We start from the raw sequence: 18227 nt of genomic DNA on the forward strand, positions 1-18227 counted from the left end.
GGACTCTATAGTCCAGTTGTGCTCGACCCGAATGTTTCGACGTGCGCCAAGGCCATGTCCAAAGCCACCCTCATGGGCCCGGCGTCGTGGGCTGTCTGAGCCAGCAGGTAGCCGCCCTGGACGGCGGCCATCACCGCCACCGACAGGGTCGCCGGGTCGGCGTCGGCGCGCAGCGTGCCGTTGTCGCGCATGCGCCGGAAGCCGTCCGCGAGCAGCCGCTCCCACGTCGCGAAGTGGCCGGCCAGCGCCTGCCGGGCCTGCTCGTCGGTGTCGGAGAGCTCAGCCGCCAGGGTGCCGATCTCACATCCGTACGCGCCGCTTCTCAGCTCGCTGCGCTGCACCACGGCGTCGCGCCATCGGCGCAGCCCGGCGAACGAGCTCACGCCGCGCAGCAACTGGTCCTGGCGCTCCAGCACCACCGCCGCCTGGTGCGTGACAACCTCGCGGACCAGCTCTTCCTTGGCCGCGAAGTGGTGGTAGAGCTGGGACTTGCTGGTGCTGCTGGCGACCCGGACGTCGTCCAGGGTGGTGGCGGCGACACCCTTGACGGCCATCAGCTCGGCGGCCGCCAGCACGATGCGTTCCCGGGTGGCCGCGCCGCGCGCGGTCAGCCGGGCGCCCTTGTTCCTGCCCGGCGGGTCGGCCACGGCCGTCAGGCTACCCGACACTGAGGAGACCGTTGTCATGAAAGCGATCGTGGTGACCGACCAGGCCGCAGGCCCGGCCGGGATGAGGCTGGTGGAGCGGCCCGAACCGCCGGCCGCCATCAACGACGTCGTCGTCGAGGTGCACGCGTCGGGGTTCGTACCGACCGAGACGGCGTGGCCCTCGACCTGGAGTGACCGGGCCGGCCGGGACCGGGCGCCGTCGATCCCCGGACACGAAGTGGCCGGTGTGGTCAGTGCGCTCGGTTACGGTACGACGGGGCTGTCGGTGGGACAGCGCGTGTTCGGCCTGACCGACTGGCATCGCGACGGCACGCTCGCGGAGTACGTGGCCGTCGAGGCCCGCAACCTCGCGCCGCTGCCGGGCGACGTCGACTTCACCGTCGGCGCCAGCCTGCCGATCTCGGGTCTGACCGCGTGGCAGGGGCTGTTCGACCACGGCCGCCTCCGGGCGGGGCAGAGCGTGCTCGTGCACGGCGCGGCCGGCGCCGTCGGGACGATGGTGACGCAGTTGGCGCGGGAGTTCGGCGCGTACGTCATCGGCACCGGCCGCGCCGCCGACCGGCAGAAGTCCCTCGACTTCGGCGCCCAGGAGTTCGCCGACCTGGAGAACGACGCGCTGGAGGATGTCGGCGGCGTCGACCTGGTCTTCGACGTCATCGGCGGAGACGTCCAGAAGCGGTCGGCCCGTCTGATCCGCCCCGGCGGAACGCTGGTGTCGGTGGTCGGGCCGCCCGAGGCGCGCCCGGCCGACGGGCTGGCCGTCGACTTCGTCGTCGAGGCCGACCGGGCCCAGCTGAACGCGATCGTCCAGCGCGTCCGCGACGGCCGCCTGCGAACGAACATCGGCACCGTCGCCGCCCTCGACGATGCCGTCGCCGCCCTGAACCCGACGGGCCGGATCAAAGGAAAGACGGTCATTCGCGTACGCCCATGACGGCCTTCCGTACGATCGGCGGGTCACGGGGAGGAACTCACAGTGGACTCATCGACGGTCGAAACGGGATCTCGCCGGCGGGCGGGGCTGACCGGGCTCTATCTAGGACTGTTCGCGACCGTGTGGTTCAGCGTTCCCGCCGCCGGCGGGGTGCTCCGCGTGCTTCTGATCGTGGGCAGCGTGGCCGCGCTCCTGACCGCCGGGTGGGGATTGACTCTTCTTCTGCGCGCCGGTCGTGGCAGCTCGGAACCCCGGGACCGGCGGGCCGACCGGCGCTACCTGCTGATCGTGCTGGCCGAGTTCGCCGCGGCCGGCGTGGGCGCGCTGCTGCTGTCGCTGGCGGGCCAGGCGGCGTACACCCCGGCCCTGGTCTCCGCCGTTGTCGGACTGCACTTCTTTCCCCTCGTCCCGGTGCTGGGCGACCCGCGGCTCCGCGTGCTGGGCGCGGCGGTCTGCGCGGTCGCCCTGCTGGCTCTGGTCCTCGGAATGGCCACCTCGATCGCGCCCGGCCTGATCGCCGGTGTGGGCACGGGCCTGGCCCTGCTCGCCTACGCCGCTCTCGCGGTGATTTCAGGTCAGAAAGTGGCCTGATCCCGGCCTAGCGTGAGGCGCGAGTCCACCGGCACGGAGGAGACAGCGTCATGACCAGCACCGCACCGCACGGCTACACGAGTGTCGCGCCATGGATCGTCACGCCCGACACCGGGCGCCTGCTGGATTTCGTCACCGCGGTGTTCGAAGGAACCGAGCTCGGGCGGGTGCACCTCGAGGACGGGACGATCGGCCACGCCGAGATCCGCGTGGGCGACACCGTCCTGCTCGCGTTCGACCGGCGGCCGGAGTGGCCGGCCATGCCGTCGCTGCTGCGGGTCTTCGTCCCGGACGCCGACGCCGCCATGGCCCGCGCGGTCGAAGCCGGCGCGCATGTGGTCACCGCCTCGGCCACCCACGCCTTCGGGCAGCGGGGCGGGCGGGTGCGCGACGAGTGGGGCAACATCTGGTGGGTCAGCGCGGTCGTCGAGCAGGTCGCGCCCGACGAGGGCATGCGACGGCTGGGCGAGCCCCGCTACGCCGAGGCGATGCGTGACGCGCAGGAGACGCTCGACCGCGAGCTGGCCGGCCGGGCCATCGCCCGTACAGGCCAAACGCCTCTCCGAAGTGGCCCCAGTGATCGATGATCTTTGTGTGGCGGACGGCACCGCCGGGAAAGGAAGACCGGGCCTTAGTAAGCCGTTTCGCGGGGTACAAAGAACGCGGGCGGACTAAGGAGTCACACCATGGGCGAGATCGTGCTCATCCGGCACGGGCAGACCGAGTGGAGCGCGACGGGCCGGCACACGTCGTACACCGATCTCGAGCTCACCGAGGAAGGCGAGCGGCAGGCCCGGGCGGCCGGGGAACGGCTCAAAGGCCGTACCTTCGCGGCAGTGATCTCCAGCCCGCGCAAGCGGGCGCTGCGGACCGCGGACCTGGCCGGCCTCACGGTGACCGAGACGACCGAGGATCTGGCCGAGTGGAACTACGGCGAGTACGAGGGCATCACCACGCCGAAGATCCACGAGACGGATCCGGGCTGGTGGCTGTTCACCGACGGCGCGCCCGGCGGCGAGTCACCGGAGCAGATCGCCGCGCGCATCGATCGCGCGCTCAAGCACGCCCGCACGTTCCTGGACCAGGGTGACGTCGCCCTGATCGGGCACGGGCACGCGCTGCGCGTGGCCGGCGCCCGCTGGGTCGAGCAGCCGGCCGAGTTCGCCGGCCGGCTCAAGCTGGGCACGGCCACCCTGTCGACGTTGTCCTTCGAGCACGGGCGCCCCGCGATCGACGCGTGGAACGCCTGAAGATCTTGCCGGGTGTTTGCCGGGGTTTAGGGTTCGGCCGCCATATTCACGGTCGTGGAACGACGTAATCTGCTTCGCGCGGCCGTGGCCGCGCCCGCCGTGTCCCTGGTACCGGCCCTCGGCGCCGCACCGGCCGCCGCCTCCTCCTCGGGCGGCGGCAATTTCGACGAGCGCGACCCGCGCTTCGCCCTGGCCGTGCTGCCCGACACGCAGTACCTGTTCGACGCCGACAGCGCCGACCCGGCGCCGCTGCGCGAGACCTTCTCCTACCTGCTCGAGCAGCGCTCGGAAGACAACATCGCCTTCCTGACGCACCTGGGCGACATCACCGAGCACGGCACCGACGCCGAGATCAAGCTGGCCGGCGAGACGTTCAAGAAGATCGACGGCCGGCTGCCGTACAGCGTCCTGGCCGGCAACCATGATGTGAACGGCTCGACCGACGACCAGCGCGGCAGCACCGCCTATCTGTCCACGTTCGGTCCGGCGCGGTTCCGCGGCCGCAAGACCTTCCTGGGCGCCTCGGCCGACGGCTACAACAGCGCGCACCTGATCGAGGCCGGCGGCCGTCAGTGGCTGATCCTCGCGCTCGACTGGCGCATCTCCGACGGCGGCCTGGCCTGGGCCCAAGGCATTCTCAAGGCCCATCCCCGTACGCCGGCGATCGTCACCACCCACGACCTGGCTTACGCCGACGACGCGGGCCAGGCGTACCTGTCCGGCAACGGCCAGCGCCTCTGGGACAAGCTGATCAAGGGCAACGACCAGATCTTCCTGACCCTCAACGGCCACTACTGGCCGCCCGGCCGGACCGTGCTCAAGAACGACGCCGGGCACGACGTCCACGTGCACATCACGAACTACCAGGACCGCTACTACGGCGGCGCCGCGATGATCCGCCTCTACCACTTCGACCTGGTGCGCAACCGGATCGACGTGGAGACGTTCTCGCCGTGGTTCCTCTCCCGTTCGCCGCGCACCGCCCTGGAGGCGGAGACGATCGAGCTGACCGGCGACGTCGACCGCTTCAGCCTCGAGATCGACTTCGACGCCCGCTTCGCCGGCTTCGCTCCCCCGGCGCTTCCCGCCCCTCGCCCGGCCGCGCAGGTCGTCGACCGGCACACCGCCGCCTACTGGCGTTTCGACACCGCGGGCCAGTCGGTGGCCGACGGCGCCGTCGTGCGAGATCTGAGCGGCAAGGGCAACCATTTGACCGTACGGCGTCTCGCCACCGGCGACGTGTCGCTCTCCGAAGACCACCACGTCGGCGCGCCCGCACACGCCAGCCTGTACTTCGCCGGCGGCAAGAACCCCAACCGCGGCGCCATCCTGCACACCGGCGACAAGGCTCCCCTCAACAGCGCGAAGTTCCTCGGCGGCTACACCATCGAGGCCTTCATCAAGCTTCCCGAGCCGTTCGTCGGCGACCACAGCTGGATGGGCGTCTTCAGCTGGGAGGGCCGCGCCGTCGACGCCGGCAAGAAGAGCGGCTACCACGAGCTCGAACCCACCTGCAGCCTGAACCTGTCCGGCGAGCGCTTCCTGCAGTACGTGCTGTACACCGAGGACGGCGACCACAACCCGACGTCGTGGAGCCACGCCCTCCCCACGGGCGTCTGGCAGCACGTGGCCATCGTCAACGACGGCCGCCGCTCGATCATCTACGTGAACGGCTCGAAGATCGCCCGCAACCCCACCCAGCCCGCACACGGCATCGCCACCGTGGGCCGCCCGTTCGTGATCGGCGCAACCTCGTACAACTTGAAATACGAGCAGGGCTTCTACGGCTGGATCGGCGACGTACGCATCACCGACCGCCCCCTGAAGCCCACCCAGTTCCTCCCCGGCGGCCGCTTCATCTGAGCCCTCATGATCGGCGCGGCCACCCCGGGCCGCGCCGATCTATAGTTCGGCGATGCCCCACGTGACGCTGTACGCGCTCGAGAAAGACCTCGCCGGGCACGAGACCGAGGCGATCGCAGCCCTGACCGGTGCCGTCGTCTCCGTGTACGGCGAGTGGGCCCGAAGCTCGGTCGACGTCAGGCTCATCGGCATCCCCACCGGCCGCTGGGCGCGCGGCGGCGTGCCGGTCACCACGGCCGCCCCCTCGGTGGTCTTCGGCATGCGCGAGGAAGTCTTCACCCGAGAGGACGCACCCGCCGTCGTCGCGCGTCTGGTCGCCGCGTTCACCGAGTCCGTAACCGCCGTGTTCGGCAACGACTGCCGCAACGAGATCCTGGTCGAACTGGTCGGCCAGCCCACATCCCGCTCCGGCCTGGGCGGAAAGGTGATCGGCGACAGCAGCCCCACGTAGCGTGCGACCGGCCGGCTGCCTGCTAGCGCTGCCACATGCTCCGCTTGGCCTTCGCCGCTCGGCTGGTCAGTTTGGGAAGAGCCGGCGGTTCGTATGGGGCGGGCCAGACCTGGAGGAGATATTCGTCGAGGGGCGGGTCATCAATGCTGCGCCCGTTTTCCGCCGACGCGCGGTCCATGCCGCGGGCGTGGTACCGGAGACGGTAGGTCGTCGCGGCGACCGGGAGCGGTGAGAGGTCGTGGCTTTCCTCGCCGCCCCAGCAGAACAGGATGAACCGCTCGTCCTCGGTCGTCATGCTGATCTCGGCGATGTCCTCGAAGTCGCTGGAAGCCGAACCGGGATCTCGCTGGTCCATGGTCACCGTCAGCAGCACGTACCCGGTGTGCAAGCCGGTGCTGAGGACGGCCCCGTTGCCGACGGCACCGATCAGGCCCGTGCCGTCGGGCCCGCCGAGGTAGGCGCCGATATCCGAGCCGTCCGCCCTGTTGACGTAGATCTGGCCGTAGGCGGTGAAGACATCGCCGTAGAGGACGACAGTTCCAGGACTCACCACTGCAACGTAGCTAATGATCGAGCCGTCCCCGTCCAGCGGCAGTAAATCGACGGACGGCGGGAACGGCCGCGGCGAGCAGGCTGGCGGCATGGTGACTTTTGATCCTGCCCGGCACACTGTCGTTCCCGCGCGCGGGTTTGCGGACCTCCGGATCGGTGAGGTGTTCAACGCGCCCAGCCGGACGGTGACTGATGCGCACGCGTCGGCGTTTCAGGCTGTGTCGGCGGACAACCATCCGATTCACTACGACGCTGTTTACGCGCGGGCGCACGGGCACGTGGCGCCGGTGGTGCACGGGCTTCAGGTTCTGGCGTTCACGGCGCCCGGGGCGGGCGACCGTGCACAACCAGCGTGGGGAGCTGGTGCTCTCCGGGGAGCACCGTTACGTATTGAAAGCCTGAGTCCTCGCGCGAGACGGGCGTTACGGCCCGGTGTTGCAGCGAGGCCGCCCTGGGGTGCCCGGGGCGGCCTCGCTGCGGTGGGGTGGTTGAGGACTCGTACCTCTAGAGAAGGTCTTTGAAGTCGACCGTCAGGGCGAACGGGTCCACCACCGTGACCGGCTCGCGGGAGGCAAGCTCGCGAGCCAGTTCGGAGGCGGCGCGGGTGATGCGGGAGCGCAGCATGCCGTCGGCCGAGTCGGCGCCCCAGTCGTCGCTGGCGGCGAAGACGGAGGTGGGGACCACGACGGCGTGGAGGTAGGCGAACAGGGGGCGCAGGGCGTGCTCCAGCGCCAGCGAGTGGCGGGCCGTGCCGGCGGTCGCGGCGATCAGCACGGGCTTGCCGGTCAGGGCGTCCTTGTCGAGGACGTCGAAGAACGACTTGAACAGGCCGCTGTAGCTGGCGGTGAAGATCGGCGAGACGGCGATCAGCGCGTCGGCGGCGGCCACCGCGTCCAGGGCGTCCTTCAGGGCGGCCGGCGGGAAGCCGGTCAGCAGGTGGTTCGCGATGTCGTGGGCCAGGTCGCGCAGCTCGATGACCTGGACCGTGAGCTCGACGTCGCCGTCCGCGGCGGCGGAGACCACCGCCGCGGAGAGCTGGTCGGCGAGCAGGCGGGTCGACGAGGGCTGGCTCAGGCCGGCCGAGACGACGACCAGATTGCGCTGCTTCATGCCTGGACCTCTTCCTTGCTGTCGTTCTCCAGCTTGGCGGCGAGCAGAGAAGCGTGGGTGGGCGCGTCCGGCACGTGGGCCGGCTTGAGGGCGGCGAACTCCTTGCGCAGGACCGGGACGACCTCGCTGCCCAGCAGGTCGAGCTGCTCGAGGACGGTCTTCAGCGGCAGGCCGGCGTGGTCCATGAGGAACAGCTGGCGCTGGTAGTCGCCGACGTAGTCGCGGAAGCCGAGCGTACGGTCGATGACCTGCTGCGGGCTGCCGACGGTGAGCGGGGTCTCGCGGGTGAAGTCCTCCAGCGACGGGCCGTGGCCGTAAACCGGCGCGTTGTCGAAGTACGGGCGGAACTCCTTGACGGCGTCCTGGCTGTTCTTGCGCATGAACACCTGGCCGCCGAGGCCGACGATGGCCTGGTCGGGGTCGCCGTGGCCGTAGTGGGCGAACCGGGAGCGGTAGAGCTCGATCATCCGCTGGGTGTGCGACGCCGGCCAGAAGATGTGGTTGGCGAAGAAGCCGTCACCGTAGAAGGCGGCCTGCTCGGCGATCTCGGGGCTGCGGATCGAGCCGTGCCAGACGAACGGCGGGACGTCGTCGAGCGGGCGCGGCGTGCTGGTGAAGCTCTGCAGCGGGGTGCGGAACTTGCCCTGCCAGTCGACCACGTGCTCGCGCCACAGCTGGTGCAGCAGCGCGTAGTTCTCGATGGCGAGCGGGATGCCGGCCCGGATGTCCTTGCCGAACCAGGGGTAGACCGGCCCGGTGTTGCCGCGGCCCATCATCAGGTCGACGCGCCCGCCGGCCAGATGCTGCAGCATCGCGAAGTCCTCGGCGATCTTGACCGGGTCGTTGGTCGTGATCAGCGTGGTCGCGGTGGAGAGCTGAAGGGTCTTGGTCTGGGCCGCGATGTACGCCAGGGTGGTGGTCGGCGAGGAGGAGAAGAACGGCTCGTTGTGGTGCTCGCCGAGCGCGAAGACGTCGAGGCCGACCTCCTCCGCGTGCTTGGCGATCGTGACGATGTCCTGGATGCGCTGGCCTTCGGTCGGGGTCACGCCCGTCGTCGGGTCCGTCGTGATGTCACTGACGCTGAAGATTCCGAACTGCATGACCCGCTCCTTGTCCTCCGGGACTCCGTACATCCCGTCGCTGCCACCCACAACCTCGTTGATCGGTCAACTATTTCAAAATCAAAGAACTCGCGCTGCGGCGTGGGTCACACCCCTGAAGTCGTACGGCGTTGCGTAATCATGCGGTGATCCGCTGTGATGGGGGCACGTAGACCTGGGGGGCCGTACGTGCAGATCCTGATCAAGATCGTGGTCACGAGCATCGCCGGTGGCGTGGCCTATCTCCTGACCAACGTCACCAAGCAGCCCGAAGTCTGGCAGATCACGATGTCGGTCTTCGTGGCCGGAGTGGTCCTCGTGGTCCAGTTCCTGATCGACGTGGCGGAGCAGTCGCGCCAGCTGGCCGAGGCGATACGCGTGGAGGGCGCGAAGCAGTCCCAGGAACTGATCGCGTCGGTGTCCGAGATCAGTGAGGCCGCGACGCACCTGGCCGCGGCCGAGAACCGCGTCGGACGCGACAGTGTCATACGCCTGGTGGAGTCGGCCGGGCGGATGGATCCGGAGGAGGCCCTGCAACGCCGCTTCACCCATCGCCAGATCGCCGACCTGGCCGACCTGATCGACGGACTGCGGTCCGGGCGGGCGGAGCACGAGGGCGAAGACCCGGACTGGCTGCTCGGGCTGACCGAGACGGCCATCACCAGCATCGACGCCACCAGCATGACGTCGTTCGAGCGGCATCGGGGATTAGTCGACGAAGGCGAGTTCTGGGAAAGCGACCTGGGACTGCGATACCTTGACCGTCAGCGCCAGGCCATCGAGCGCAAAGTGCGCATCCGGCGGCTGTTCCTGCTCACCGAGGACGCAACCGACGTCGTCCAGCTCGAGAAGCTTCTCGAACCCCACCGGAAGATCAGTGTGGAGACCAGGATCCTGCGCCCGGAGAACGTCTACTTCCTCTACCAGAATGATCTCGAGGACTTCATCATCTTCGACCAGCAGATCAGCTACGAGTTCCACACCTCGAGGACCCTCAAGAAAAATGTGACACCGCTGATTGCCAACGTCGCCCTAGTGGTCGATCCCCGGTTGGTCAAGAAACGCCGGGACAGATTCGAAGAGCTGTGGGACGCCGCCGAGCCGCGGGAAGACGAGCCGACACCTTAGTTTGGCGCCCGGCCGCTAGCCTCGGGGTGAGGCGATCGACCCGACCTCCTGGGCAGGTGACAGCGCACCGATGCAGATCCAGCCGCGGCAGCAACTCCTCGACATCTGGCGATCCACGATCGAAGCGTCGATCAGAGACGGTCGGTGGCATCCGGACGGCGGTAACTCGATCAGCGACGCCGAACAGCTTCTCTGCCTGATGTCTCCGGCCACCAAACTGGAGCGGTTGCAGCTCAGCAGGCCGGACGCGATCAGTCCCGACATCGAGGAGGCCCTGCGCGACCTGGGCGACGTCATCCGGATCCCGCAGAACCTGATGACGATCCTCAACGACTACGTCGACCGCTACACCAAAGACGGAACACCAATCTTCCCGGGAGGCTCCTACTTCCATTCGGACAGCGGGGAGCTGAGCGCCGAACAGCAGAACTGGGATGTAGTCGAGTCGTACGCCGTATCGGTGACGCTGATGGTGGCGGTCAACGCTTTCACCCGGGACTACCGGCGCGTCGCCCGGCCGTCCGTCCTCGACCACATCGACATCCTGGAGGCGAAGGCCAGCAAGCGGCTGACCGCCGCGATGGTCGGGCTTCTTCGCAGCTTCTCGGTGAACGTCTTCTCGATGGACGTCGACATGGGCACGCATCTCATGCGTACGGTCAATCAGAGCCGTCAGCGGCCCGACCAGGCCTCCGAAAGACTGCGCGAAGCTCTGAAGGAAGTCATCGCGAGACTGCGGGACGACCTCTCGATCGGCATCGGCATGGTCAAGGCCGAGGAGCTGGAGGATCCGCGCTGGCTCTTCGAGTGTGGCTGGTCCTGGGGTGTGGTGCGCGGCGCCTCACCGATCGAGACCAACGCGAACATCGGCGTCCAGGGCGAGGGCATCGCGGAGAACGCGCCCTACCTGTACTTCACCGCGGTCGCCATGGACGCCGTTCAGGCCCTGGCCGCCGAGCGCACGCGGCTTCCCGGCCGGCTCGATGCGGAACAGCTCCGGCTCGCCCAGCAGTTGCGGGCGCGGTCCGAACTCGTACGGATGTACTGGGCCACCATCGCGACCTTCGACTCCGAGGGCGCCTGGCCGATCGAGGACATCCCGTGGAAGACGACCGACGGGCGGGAGAGCGAGTACTACAGCCTGCTGGTCGTCGGCCTGGTCATGTCGCAGATGGCCACCGAGACCGCCGGCGACGATGGGCTGCGGCGGGTGCTCAACGTCCTCGACCGGCTGGCCGAGCGCAGCCGGATCACCGCCCGGGTGACCGGCGACGACTTCTCGGGGGTGGAGATCCACCATCCTGGCGTCAGCTTTCCCCTGGTCGGAAGCAAGACGAAGAGCGGGCCGCTGCTCGAGTGGACTTTCGTCGACATGGCGCCGGTACTGCTCGGACGCACCATCGAGCTGGCCGCCATGATGCCGAGCGGTGATCTGCGGCGCAGGGCCAACGACCTCGCCGACAAGATCTGGGCCCACCTGGCCCGCCGCCGCCTTCGGGGCGACGTGGGCGAAGGCCTGTGGGACTCGCCCTCGGGCGTGTTCGCGCAGGCGGCCGGCGCCGAGCGGCTCAGCTGGGCGTACACCAAGCGCGTGGTCGATTGCCTCATCGCGGCGGCGCACAACATCTCCACGCGGCTGAAGCCCGACCAGGAAATCGGCGACCTGGCGATGAGTTTGTTGGACGAGGCCGAGCAACTGCACGACCTGGAACTGCTCAACAGCTCGGCCCGGCCCGGTAGCCCGGCGCGGGCCACGCTCGACCAGCTGGGATCGCAGCTGCGCGCGGCTCGCGAGAACCTTCTCGAGCGCCCGGGTGTTTCAGCCGCCTACACCTACTCCGTGCTCCTCGAGTTGGGCCGTCTGGAAGCGGCGCGCCGAGCCGGCTCATGAGCGGCCGGGAGACGCGATCGAGTGACACGCCACGCGGGGAAACGGTCACACGGTGCAGGATGGCGGTTACGGGTAGGAATGGGAGGAGAGTTACGGGCGAAAAGAGTCGAATTTCCAACCGGAGTTTGCCCGAGAGGCGTATCGCTTATTGGAGGGGGCATGTCTTAATGTGCAACCCCGAGACTGGTGACTAGGCCCGGCCATACAGTTGATGGATCCGCCGGCCGTGTCGACGACGGAACGCCGGAAGGACCGCCTGTGCCCCCGATCGATCCACAAGTGCTGGCGCTGACCGAGCTGGTCGGCGATCCGTACGTGGACTGGGACCACTTCGACTCACAGGCCTACTTCAACCACAACTACGGCGATCTTCGTATCGACGACAGGCGCATCATCGAAATCGTCTCCGACTTCTTCCAGCGGGCCTTCCCGGCGAACAAGTCGGGCCGAGCGATCGACGTCGGCAGCGGCGCGAACCTCTACCCGGCGCTGACCATGCTGCCGTACGCCTCCGGGGTGACACTCTTCGAGAGGGCTTTCACCAACCGCGAGTGGCTCGAGAACGAGATCGCCGGCCCCAGGAAGTCGTGGAAGCTCTTCTGGGACGCCATCTCGGCCGGACGACCGGCGTACGCGAACATCAGCAACCCGTGGGACCTGCTGCACCGCCGGGCCGAAGTGGTCGAGGGCAATGTCTTCAGCCTGGCCCCCGACCAGTACGACATGGGCACGATGTTCTTCGTCGCCGAATCGATCACCGCGCGGATGGACAAGTTCGAACAGGCCACCCGGCGGTTCATCGGGTCGTTGAAGGCCGGTGCGCCGTTCGCCGCCGCCTTCATGCGCGACTCCTCCGGCTACATCGTCGGCGATCAACGGTTCCCCGCCTGCTCCGTGAGCGAAGCCGACGTGCGAAGGGTGCTTGCCCCGGTTGCGCGCATGTTGGAGATTGAAACGGTGGAGAGCAACGACCTGCGCGACGGCTACTGCGGGATGATGGTGGCCACCGGCAGGAAGAAGAAGTAGCGCACGCTCCACACAGGCCCACGGACGGGTAGGTGACGGCGCAACCATGCAGATCCAGCCACGCCAGCAACTTCTCGACGTCTGGCGCGCGACGGCTCGTGTGTCCTACCGCGACAACGAATGGTCCCCCGGCGGCCGCAACGGTGGTAACTCGATCAGCGACGCCGAGCAGTTGCTTTGTATCATGGCGCCGGCCACGGAAATTCCGCTGTTTCGCCTCGACCGGCCCGACGCGGTCGCGAACGACGTGCTCGACGCCCTGCGGCCACTCGGCGACAACCTGCAGATTCCGCAAGCACTGCTGCGTGCGCTGACCGAGTACATCAAGCGCTACACCGCTCCCGACGGCACCCCGATCTTCTCCGGCGGCTCATATTTCCGGCCGGAGGACGAGGACGCCGAGATGAAGCAGGAGCAGAGCGAGCTCGATGTGGTCGACTCGTTCTCGATCTCGATCACGTTGATGCTGGCCACCATCGGATTCACCAGGATCTTCCGTCAGGTGGTGACCCGGCAGGCCCTGCTCCAGAGCGTCGAGGAGTTGGAGCAGGCGGCGAACAAACGGCTCTCGGCGGCCATGGCGGGAATGCTCCGCAGCTTCGCGGTCAACGTGTTCACCGCGGAGAGCATCGAGGGCGGGGAACTGCTCCGCACCGTCAACCAGGAACGGCGCCCCCGACATCTGGTGGTGGAGGAGCTGCGCGAGGCGCTCCGGGAGATCAACGCCCGTCTTCGCGACGACGTCACGATCGGTTCCGGTGCCGCCGAGGGCAGCGAGCTCGACAATCCCAACCGGCTCTTCGAGTGCGGCTGGTCGTGGGGCGTGGTGCGTGACGCGCCCGAGATCGAGACCACGGCTCAGATCGGCGAGCAGCGCGCCGGCGTCGCGCAGAACGCCCCGTACCTCTACTTCACGACCGTGGCGATGGACGCGATCCAGGCGCTGTCGTCGGAGCGCACCCGGCTGCTCGGCCTGCTCGACGCCGAGCAGGCTCGTCTCGCGCAGTCGCTGCAGCTGCGGTTCGAGCTCACCCGCTCGTACTGGGCGGCGATCGCGACCTTCGGCTCGGGCCGCTGGCCGCTGGAGGATCTCCCCTGGCGCACCACCGACGGCATCGAGTTCGACTACTTCAGCCTGCTGGTCGGCGGCATGGTCATTCAGAACATGCAGGCGGTACGGGCGTCGAACACCGAGATGCGGCGCGTCGCCGATGTGCTGGAAGAGCTGGCCAACCGTAGTCGCATCACCCGCCGCTCCACCGAGCCGGAGAACGCTGTCAAGGTGCACTACCCCGGCCTGCGTTTCCCTTTGGAGGGCAGCGAGGACATCGGTGGCCCACGGCTGGCCTGGACGGTCGCCGACATCTCTCCCACGCTGTTCAAGCGCTCGCTCACTTTGGCCGGCATGCTGGACGACGGCTCGATCCGCAGCCGCCTGCTCGATCTCGCCGACGCGATCTGGGAGCACCTTCGCGACCGGGTGCTGCGCGAAGGCGACGACCACGGTCTCTGGGACAAGCCGGCGGGCGCCTACAAATATCTGCCGGACGACGCCCGCGGCGCCTCTTGGTACTACACCAAGCGGGTCGTGGACTGTCTGGTTGCGGCGGCCTGGCTGATCAACAACCCGCCGCTGCGGAGCCCGCTGCTGACCGAGATGGCGGCCGAACTCCTCAACGAGGCCGACCATCTTTACAACCGTGAGCTGCTCAACGGCACCACCACACGCGGGGAGACTTTGCGTGTGGAGCTCGAACGCATCGGAACGGAGCTGCGGCGGGCGCGGGCCGTGCGCCGGGAACGGCCCGGCGTCGCTGTGTCCGTGGCCGAGGACGTGTTGCGCAAGCTCGACCGGCTCTCGGCGGCTCGGCGGGCCGACAGCGGGGTGACCTGAGTGCTGATCTTCGCGACGTCCGACAAGGGTGGCACGGGCCGGTCGGTGACCAGCAGCAATGTGGCCTACCGGCACGCGCTGCAGGGCCATGACGCGTGTTATCTCGACTTCGACTTCGGCTCGCCGACATCGGGGGCGATCTTCGATCTGCCCGAGGCGCTGGCGGGGATCGAGACGGGTGGTCTGCACACCTATCTGCTGGAGGGTTCGCCCGAACCTCAGCGGATCAACGTATGGGCCGACTCGCAGCGGGAGGCTTTGCGCAGCCGGCCGGCCGGGGCGGGGCGGCTCACTCTCGTGCCGGGCGACGCGGGACGCGGCGAGTTCAGCTCGGCGCCCGGGATCGTCGAGCGGTGCGTGACGCTGTTCCGGCGGCTCGACGAGGAGTACGACCTGATCCTGGTGGATCTGAGCGCCGGCCGGTCGTACGCGACGGAGATCGTGCTGGCCGCCACCCAGCACGCGTCGCTGCAGAAGGTGCAATCTCGCTGGCTGGTGTTCCATCGCTGGACCCGGCAGCACATCGTGGCCGCGAGCGGCCTGGTCTACGGCAAATACGGGATCATCGAGACCGGCGGGCACCACGGGCATGACACCGCCAAGCTGCGCGATTCGATACGGTTCGTGCGTACGGCCGTACTGGACCCCTCCTCGCCCGATCAGGCCGGTCTGCGGGCCGAGCAGTTGGCCTGGTTGGACGTGTGCAACCGGCGGCTGCAGGACCTGGCCTCGCGCAAAGGGGTGGGCCGGCTCAACATGATCGGTGAGGTGCCGCTCGATCCGGTGTTGCAGTGGCAGGAGCAGCTGATCTCCAACGATGACGTGTGGCTGCACCGCACGGCCAACGAGCGGACGGTCGCCGCGTTCGAGGAGCTGTCCAAGAAGATCGTCGACGAGAACGCGTGGGTCGGTCTGTGACCCGCTCCGTAGCCCTGTCGCATCTGTCGCTCGAACTCGGCCATCTCTACATGGACGACTTCAACGGCGGCGAGAAGGCCCTCAGGGAGCAGTTCCGGCGCGTACTGCCGTGGGCCGGGACCGCTGCGGCCTCGGTGACGCACGCACGCCCGCGGATCAGCACCTGCTTCCTCATCGACGACTACTTCACGCGCTTCTCGACGCCCCGGGACGCCGTCACCATGCTGACCGAGGCGGCCCGCGCCGAGGGCCTGACGATCGACTACGTGGCCCGCGAGTCGGGATGCGCCCGCGCCGGGGACGTCGACCTGGCCCGGCTCGTGGAGGATCACCTGGTGGACGAGCCGGCCGAGGGGGCGAACGGCCGCCCGGCCACCAAGGTCACCGGCTGGCTCAGCAACGGCGAGCGATCCCCGGCCGCGCCGACTTCGGCGATGGCGGCGCCCCGGCAGTGGCAGCCGGCCCGGCAGAGCGCCGTCCAGAACCACTCGATCTTCGTGGACGTCGAGCTCTGGAACGAGCAGCCGGACGGCGGCCGCTTGTGGTCCTGCCCGTTCCTGGCCGCCGTGTGGCAGCTTCAGCGTCTCGGTCTGTTGCGCCGGCTGGGCGAGCCGATCGCCGAGCCGGTGCCGGCGACGCCCGGCGAACTGCCGGCCGAGTGGGATCTCATGCCGCCGATCGTTCGGCTCGAGCCGGAGGCCGCGCCGTTCCGGGCCTATCGGACCTTCACCGTCATGGAATCACGGTTCCTGCCGATCGAGCTGGCCGTGCGCACGATCCTGGGCGCTGTGGCGGTCGACCCCGGCGCCGCGGCCCAGGTGCGCGACCGTGCGCGGGGCGAGGGTCTGGACCTGCCCGAGGAGACGGTGGGCCGGGTCGGCTACGCCTTGCTCTGATCGAGCTCCCGGGAGACGTCCCACAGCTCGCGGAAGAGCTGTGCGCACTCCTTGACCCGTGAGTCGGTCAGAACCAGCCGTGTCTCGGCCACCTGGGCCACCTGCGGGTCGTTGGTGGTCGGTGTCGTCTCGTACGCCAGGGTGTCGTCGAAGATGATGAGATCGCGCAACTGGACCTGGAGCGGGGTCGGCACCGCGGAACGGTCCAGCAGGCGTACGTCGATAAGCATCTCTCGTTGCTCTTGATAGGCCTTGCGCAGACCGGGATCGTGTTCCATGGCCGGCGCGTCGAGCACGAAGATGCGCCGTACCCGCTTGCCGGCCCGGGCGGCACGGCGCTGCGCGTCGAGATAGCGCTGGCCGATCTCGCTCTGCCACAGGGCGTGGTCGACTGCGGCAAGGCTGATCGCGTCGACACTCTCGGTGGCGTGCCGGGTCAGCCCGAGCAGCCAGTCGCGGTCCTCGCCGTAATAGGTGACAGTACCGCCCTCGGCGAGTTGCTTGAGGAAGTCGGACGTCTCCTTGATCTTGGCTTGGACGAACTGGTACACGATCGGCGGCGAGTCGGGTGAGATGTTCGTCGAGTTGCGCACCAGTTGGGTGACCAGGTCGGTCTGCAGCGCCGACGCCTCGATCAGGCCGAACAGCGCCGTGGCCTCACTGATCTCGGTAAAGGCGTCGCCGACCAGTTTCTTCATGTCGTCCATGCCGTTCTTCTGCAGGCGTTCGACGGCGGCCAGGCGCTTCTCGAACTCGATGAGGAAGCGGATGATCACCACGATGCCACCGATGAGGACCGACAGCGTCAGGCAGACCGACTGCGGCTGGTCCAATCCGTTGGTGATCACGTAGGTGAGGCCACCGGTGGCGAGCGTGGCCAGCGCCGTGCGCAGGACGCCGGGCCCCTCGCCGAACTGGCGCGCCAGGGTGCTCACCGCGGTGTCGCCGCCGACAGGGCCGCCACCGCACCGAGCGCGAACTGGTCGCGGATCCGATCGCGCAGCAAGACCCACTGGCGCGTGAGCGCCGCCTGTCTCTCCACTTCCTCCCAGAGCCCTTCGGCCCCGACCGGCAGCCAGAGATGGAGCAGATAGTCGACGGCGGGCCGCAATCGGCGCAACGACTCCTCGAGCGGCAGAGCGCCGATGGCTGCTCGTTCGACGATGCCGTTCACGGATGTGAGCAGCCAGTCGTGCAGCGCGAGATCTTCGGCGAAGGCGACGAGCGGCCGCGGGTCGTCGTCGGCCGCCGCGATGACGTGGAGCAGGCGCAAATGGTCGTCGTGCACGGCGAACCGGGGCTGACCGGGCGTCTCGGCCCGCTCGACGACGAACCGCAGCCTCGTACGGGGAAGTCGCAGCCGGCCGCCGCCAGTGACCGCGCTCTGCACCACGTCGGACGCTCGTCCCGCGATCTGGCCCAGGTCGAGGGCGCTCGGGTCGCGCTCGGCGGCGTGGAATCCCGCGACCACCTCGCCCGAGCGCCAGCGGCCGATCGCCTCGATGACCCCGGGCCGGGCCAGGTAATGCGACCAGGGCCGCCGGGCGCTGCTCACGACCGGCTCCACCATCGCCCAGGCAGTGCCCTGCACGACGTGGCCGCCGATGATCGCGGCGCGCTGCATCACGGTGCCGATGCCCCGCACCTGGCGGGCGGGCACGCCGAGGAGGCAGTCGACGCCGACCGGGCGTTCGGGCGAGCGCACGTAGGCCCGGGGCCGCTCCAGGCGCAGCACCGGTTCGCCGGCCACCAGGTCGACCAGCAGGCCGGCCTCGTTCGCGCTCACCGGGTCGCGCCCGCGGAGCAGCCCGGTGTGGACCTCGCCCACGATGACCACGTCCAGGCCCCCAACCTTCGACGGTGGATCCGCCGTTCGATTGGAACGCAAAGGTCGGCTGATTGCAACACCGTGCGTGATCGAATGTCAACGTTGCGTGGCATCGCCTACCATCCAT

The 18227-nt window shown here is 68.7% G+C and carries 19 protein-coding genes; 13 read left to right on the top strand and 6 right to left on the bottom strand.

Annotation, left to right across the window (positions count from 1 at the left end):
• Positions 1–5: 5 nt before the first annotated feature.
• The gene (locus CRP55_RS22020) at positions 6–686 is read right to left on the bottom strand and encodes a TetR/AcrR family transcriptional regulator (protein ID WP_097322107.1); all 681 of its coding nucleotides are present in this window, start codon (positions 684–686) and stop codon (positions 6–8) included.
• Between CRP55_RS22020 and CRP55_RS22025 the strand changes: the two genes are divergently transcribed.
• From CRP55_RS22025 to CRP55_RS22050, 6 genes are all read left to right on the top strand, one after another.
• Entirely contained in the window at positions 685–1602 is a 918-nt protein-coding gene (locus CRP55_RS22025; protein WP_097322003.1) for an NADP-dependent oxidoreductase, read from the top strand. The two genes, CRP55_RS22020 and CRP55_RS22025, sit on opposite strands and share 2 nt — an antisense overlap.
• A 42-nt stretch (positions 1603–1644) precedes the next feature.
• Positions 1645–2193, top strand: a complete 549-nt coding sequence (locus tag CRP55_RS22030) for a hypothetical protein (RefSeq protein WP_097322004.1) — start codon at positions 1645–1647, stop codon at positions 2191–2193.
• A gap of 50 nt (positions 2194–2243) precedes the next feature.
• A complete protein-coding gene (locus tag CRP55_RS22035) occupies positions 2244–2780 on the top strand; it encodes a VOC family protein (protein ID WP_097322005.1) in 537 nt (178 codons plus the stop codon).
• Between the two features lie 99 nt (positions 2781–2879).
• Positions 2880–3443 carry a histidine phosphatase family protein gene (locus CRP55_RS22040; RefSeq protein WP_097322006.1) on the top strand — a complete coding sequence of 188 codons (564 nt, stop codon included), beginning with the start codon at positions 2880–2882 and terminating at the stop codon, positions 3441–3443.
• A 54-nt stretch (positions 3444–3497) separates the two neighbouring features.
• Positions 3498–5306 carry a laminin G domain-containing metallophosphoesterase family protein gene (locus CRP55_RS22045; RefSeq protein ID WP_097322007.1) on the top strand — a complete coding sequence of 603 codons (1809 nt, stop codon included), beginning with the start codon at positions 3498–3500 and terminating at the stop codon, positions 5304–5306.
• A 52-nt stretch (positions 5307–5358) separates the two neighbouring features.
• A complete protein-coding gene (locus CRP55_RS22050) occupies positions 5359–5757 on the top strand; it encodes a hypothetical protein (protein ID WP_097322008.1) in 399 nt (132 codons plus the stop codon).
• A gap of 22 nt (positions 5758–5779) precedes the next feature.
• Here the strand turns inward: CRP55_RS22050 and CRP55_RS22055 are convergent, their stop codons facing one another.
• Positions 5780–6307 (bottom strand): hypothetical protein, encoded by a 528-nt coding sequence (locus CRP55_RS22055; protein WP_143234808.1) that lies wholly within the window; start codon positions 6305–6307, stop codon positions 5780–5782.
• 91 nt (positions 6308–6398) lie between these two features.
• On the opposite strand from CRP55_RS22055, the gene CRP55_RS56265 reads away from it, so the two are divergent.
• The gene (locus tag CRP55_RS56265) at positions 6399–6830 is read left to right on the top strand and encodes a MaoC family dehydratase (RefSeq protein WP_218854667.1); all 432 of its coding nucleotides are present in this window, start codon (positions 6399–6401) and stop codon (positions 6828–6830) included.
• Here CRP55_RS56265 and CRP55_RS22065 read toward each other — a convergent pair.
• Positions 6814–7419, bottom strand: coding sequence for a CE1759 family FMN reductase (locus tag CRP55_RS22065; RefSeq protein WP_097322010.1), 606 nt, complete (start codon positions 7417–7419; stop codon positions 6814–6816). The genes CRP55_RS56265 and CRP55_RS22065 overlap by 17 nt on opposite strands.
• Positions 7416–8519 carry an LLM class flavin-dependent oxidoreductase gene (locus CRP55_RS22070; RefSeq protein ID WP_097322108.1) on the bottom strand — a complete coding sequence of 368 codons (1104 nt, stop codon included), beginning with the start codon at positions 8517–8519 and terminating at the stop codon, positions 7416–7418. Before CRP55_RS22070 ends, CRP55_RS22065 begins: the two co-directional genes overlap by 4 nt.
• Positions 8520–8708: 189 nt before the next feature.
• Between CRP55_RS22070 and CRP55_RS22075 the strand changes: the two genes are divergently transcribed.
• The 6 genes from CRP55_RS22075 (at position 8709) to CRP55_RS22100 (ending at position 16272) form a co-directional block, all read left to right on the top strand.
• Complete coding sequence (locus CRP55_RS22075; RefSeq protein ID WP_097322011.1) at positions 8709–9647, top strand: DUF6879 family protein; 939 nt, start codon at positions 8709–8711, stop codon at positions 9645–9647.
• Positions 9648–9717: 70 nt separating this feature from the next.
• Positions 9718–11538 carry an SCO2524 family protein gene (locus CRP55_RS22080; protein ID WP_097322012.1) on the top strand — a complete coding sequence of 607 codons (1821 nt, stop codon included), beginning with the start codon at positions 9718–9720 and terminating at the stop codon, positions 11536–11538.
• Positions 11539–11796: 258 nt separating this feature from the next.
• Positions 11797–12564 (top strand): SCO2525 family SAM-dependent methyltransferase, encoded by a 768-nt coding sequence (locus tag CRP55_RS22085; protein ID WP_143234810.1) that lies wholly within the window; start codon positions 11797–11799, stop codon positions 12562–12564.
• Positions 12565–12610: 46 nt separating this feature from the next.
• A complete protein-coding gene (locus CRP55_RS22090; protein ID WP_097322014.1) occupies positions 12611–14458 on the top strand; it encodes an SCO2524 family protein in 1848 nt (615 codons plus the stop codon).
• The gene (locus CRP55_RS22095; protein ID WP_097322015.1) at positions 14459–15376 is read left to right on the top strand and encodes an SCO2523 family variant P-loop protein; all 918 of its coding nucleotides are present in this window, start codon (positions 14459–14461) and stop codon (positions 15374–15376) included.
• Positions 15373–16272: an SCO2522 family protein gene (locus CRP55_RS22100; protein WP_245923280.1), complete on the top strand. Its 900-nt coding sequence runs from the start codon at positions 15373–15375 to the stop codon at positions 16270–16272. The genes CRP55_RS22095 and CRP55_RS22100 overlap by 4 nt, the downstream gene beginning before the upstream one ends.
• Here the strand turns inward: CRP55_RS22100 and CRP55_RS22105 are convergent.
• Positions 16257–17207, bottom strand: a complete 951-nt coding sequence (locus tag CRP55_RS22105; protein WP_097322017.1) for a DUF6879 family protein — start codon at positions 17205–17207, stop codon at positions 16257–16259. The two genes, CRP55_RS22100 and CRP55_RS22105, sit on opposite strands and share 16 nt — an antisense overlap.
• Complete coding sequence (locus tag CRP55_RS22110; protein ID WP_245923282.1) at positions 17204–18100, bottom strand: SCO2521 family protein; 897 nt, start codon at positions 18098–18100, stop codon at positions 17204–17206. Before CRP55_RS22110 ends, CRP55_RS22105 begins: the two co-directional genes overlap by 4 nt.
• Positions 18101–18227 lie beyond the last annotated feature (127 nt).

It is taken from the genome of Paractinoplanes atraurantiacus, assembly GCF_900215205.1.
Taxonomy (GTDB): Bacteria; Actinomycetota; Actinomycetes; order Mycobacteriales; family Micromonosporaceae; genus Actinoplanes; species Actinoplanes atraurantiacus.

Excerpts from the sequence above, each read along its gene's own strand:
- CRP55_RS22050 (WP_097322008.1), top strand. The coding sequence starts at position 5,359 with ATGCCCCACGTGACGCTGTACGCGCTCGAGAAAGACCTCGCCGGGCAC.
- CRP55_RS56265 (WP_218854667.1), top strand. The coding sequence starts at position 6,399 with ATGGTGACTTTTGATCCTGCCCGGCACACTGTCGTTCCCGCGCGCGGG.
- CRP55_RS22070 (WP_097322108.1), bottom strand. The coding sequence starts at position 8,519 with ATGCAGTTCGGAATCTTCAGCGTCAGTGACATCACGACGGACCCGACG.
- CRP55_RS22025 (WP_097322003.1), top strand. The coding sequence starts at position 685 with ATGAAAGCGATCGTGGTGACCGACCAGGCCGCAGGCCCGGCCGGGATG.
- CRP55_RS22080 (WP_097322012.1), top strand. The coding sequence starts at position 9,718 with ATGCAGATCCAGCCGCGGCAGCAACTCCTCGACATCTGGCGATCCACG.
- CRP55_RS22035 (WP_097322005.1), top strand. The coding sequence starts at position 2,244 with ATGACCAGCACCGCACCGCACGGCTACACGAGTGTCGCGCCATGGATC.
- CRP55_RS22020 (WP_097322107.1), bottom strand. The coding sequence starts at position 686 with ATGACAACGGTCTCCTCAGTGTCGGGTAGCCTGACGGCCGTGGCCGAC.
- CRP55_RS22040 (WP_097322006.1), top strand. The coding sequence starts at position 2,880 with ATGGGCGAGATCGTGCTCATCCGGCACGGGCAGACCGAGTGGAGCGCG.
- CRP55_RS22065 (WP_097322010.1), bottom strand. The coding sequence starts at position 7,419 with ATGAAGCAGCGCAATCTGGTCGTCGTCTCGGCCGGCCTGAGCCAGCCC.
- CRP55_RS22090 (WP_097322014.1), top strand. The coding sequence starts at position 12,611 with ATGCAGATCCAGCCACGCCAGCAACTTCTCGACGTCTGGCGCGCGACG.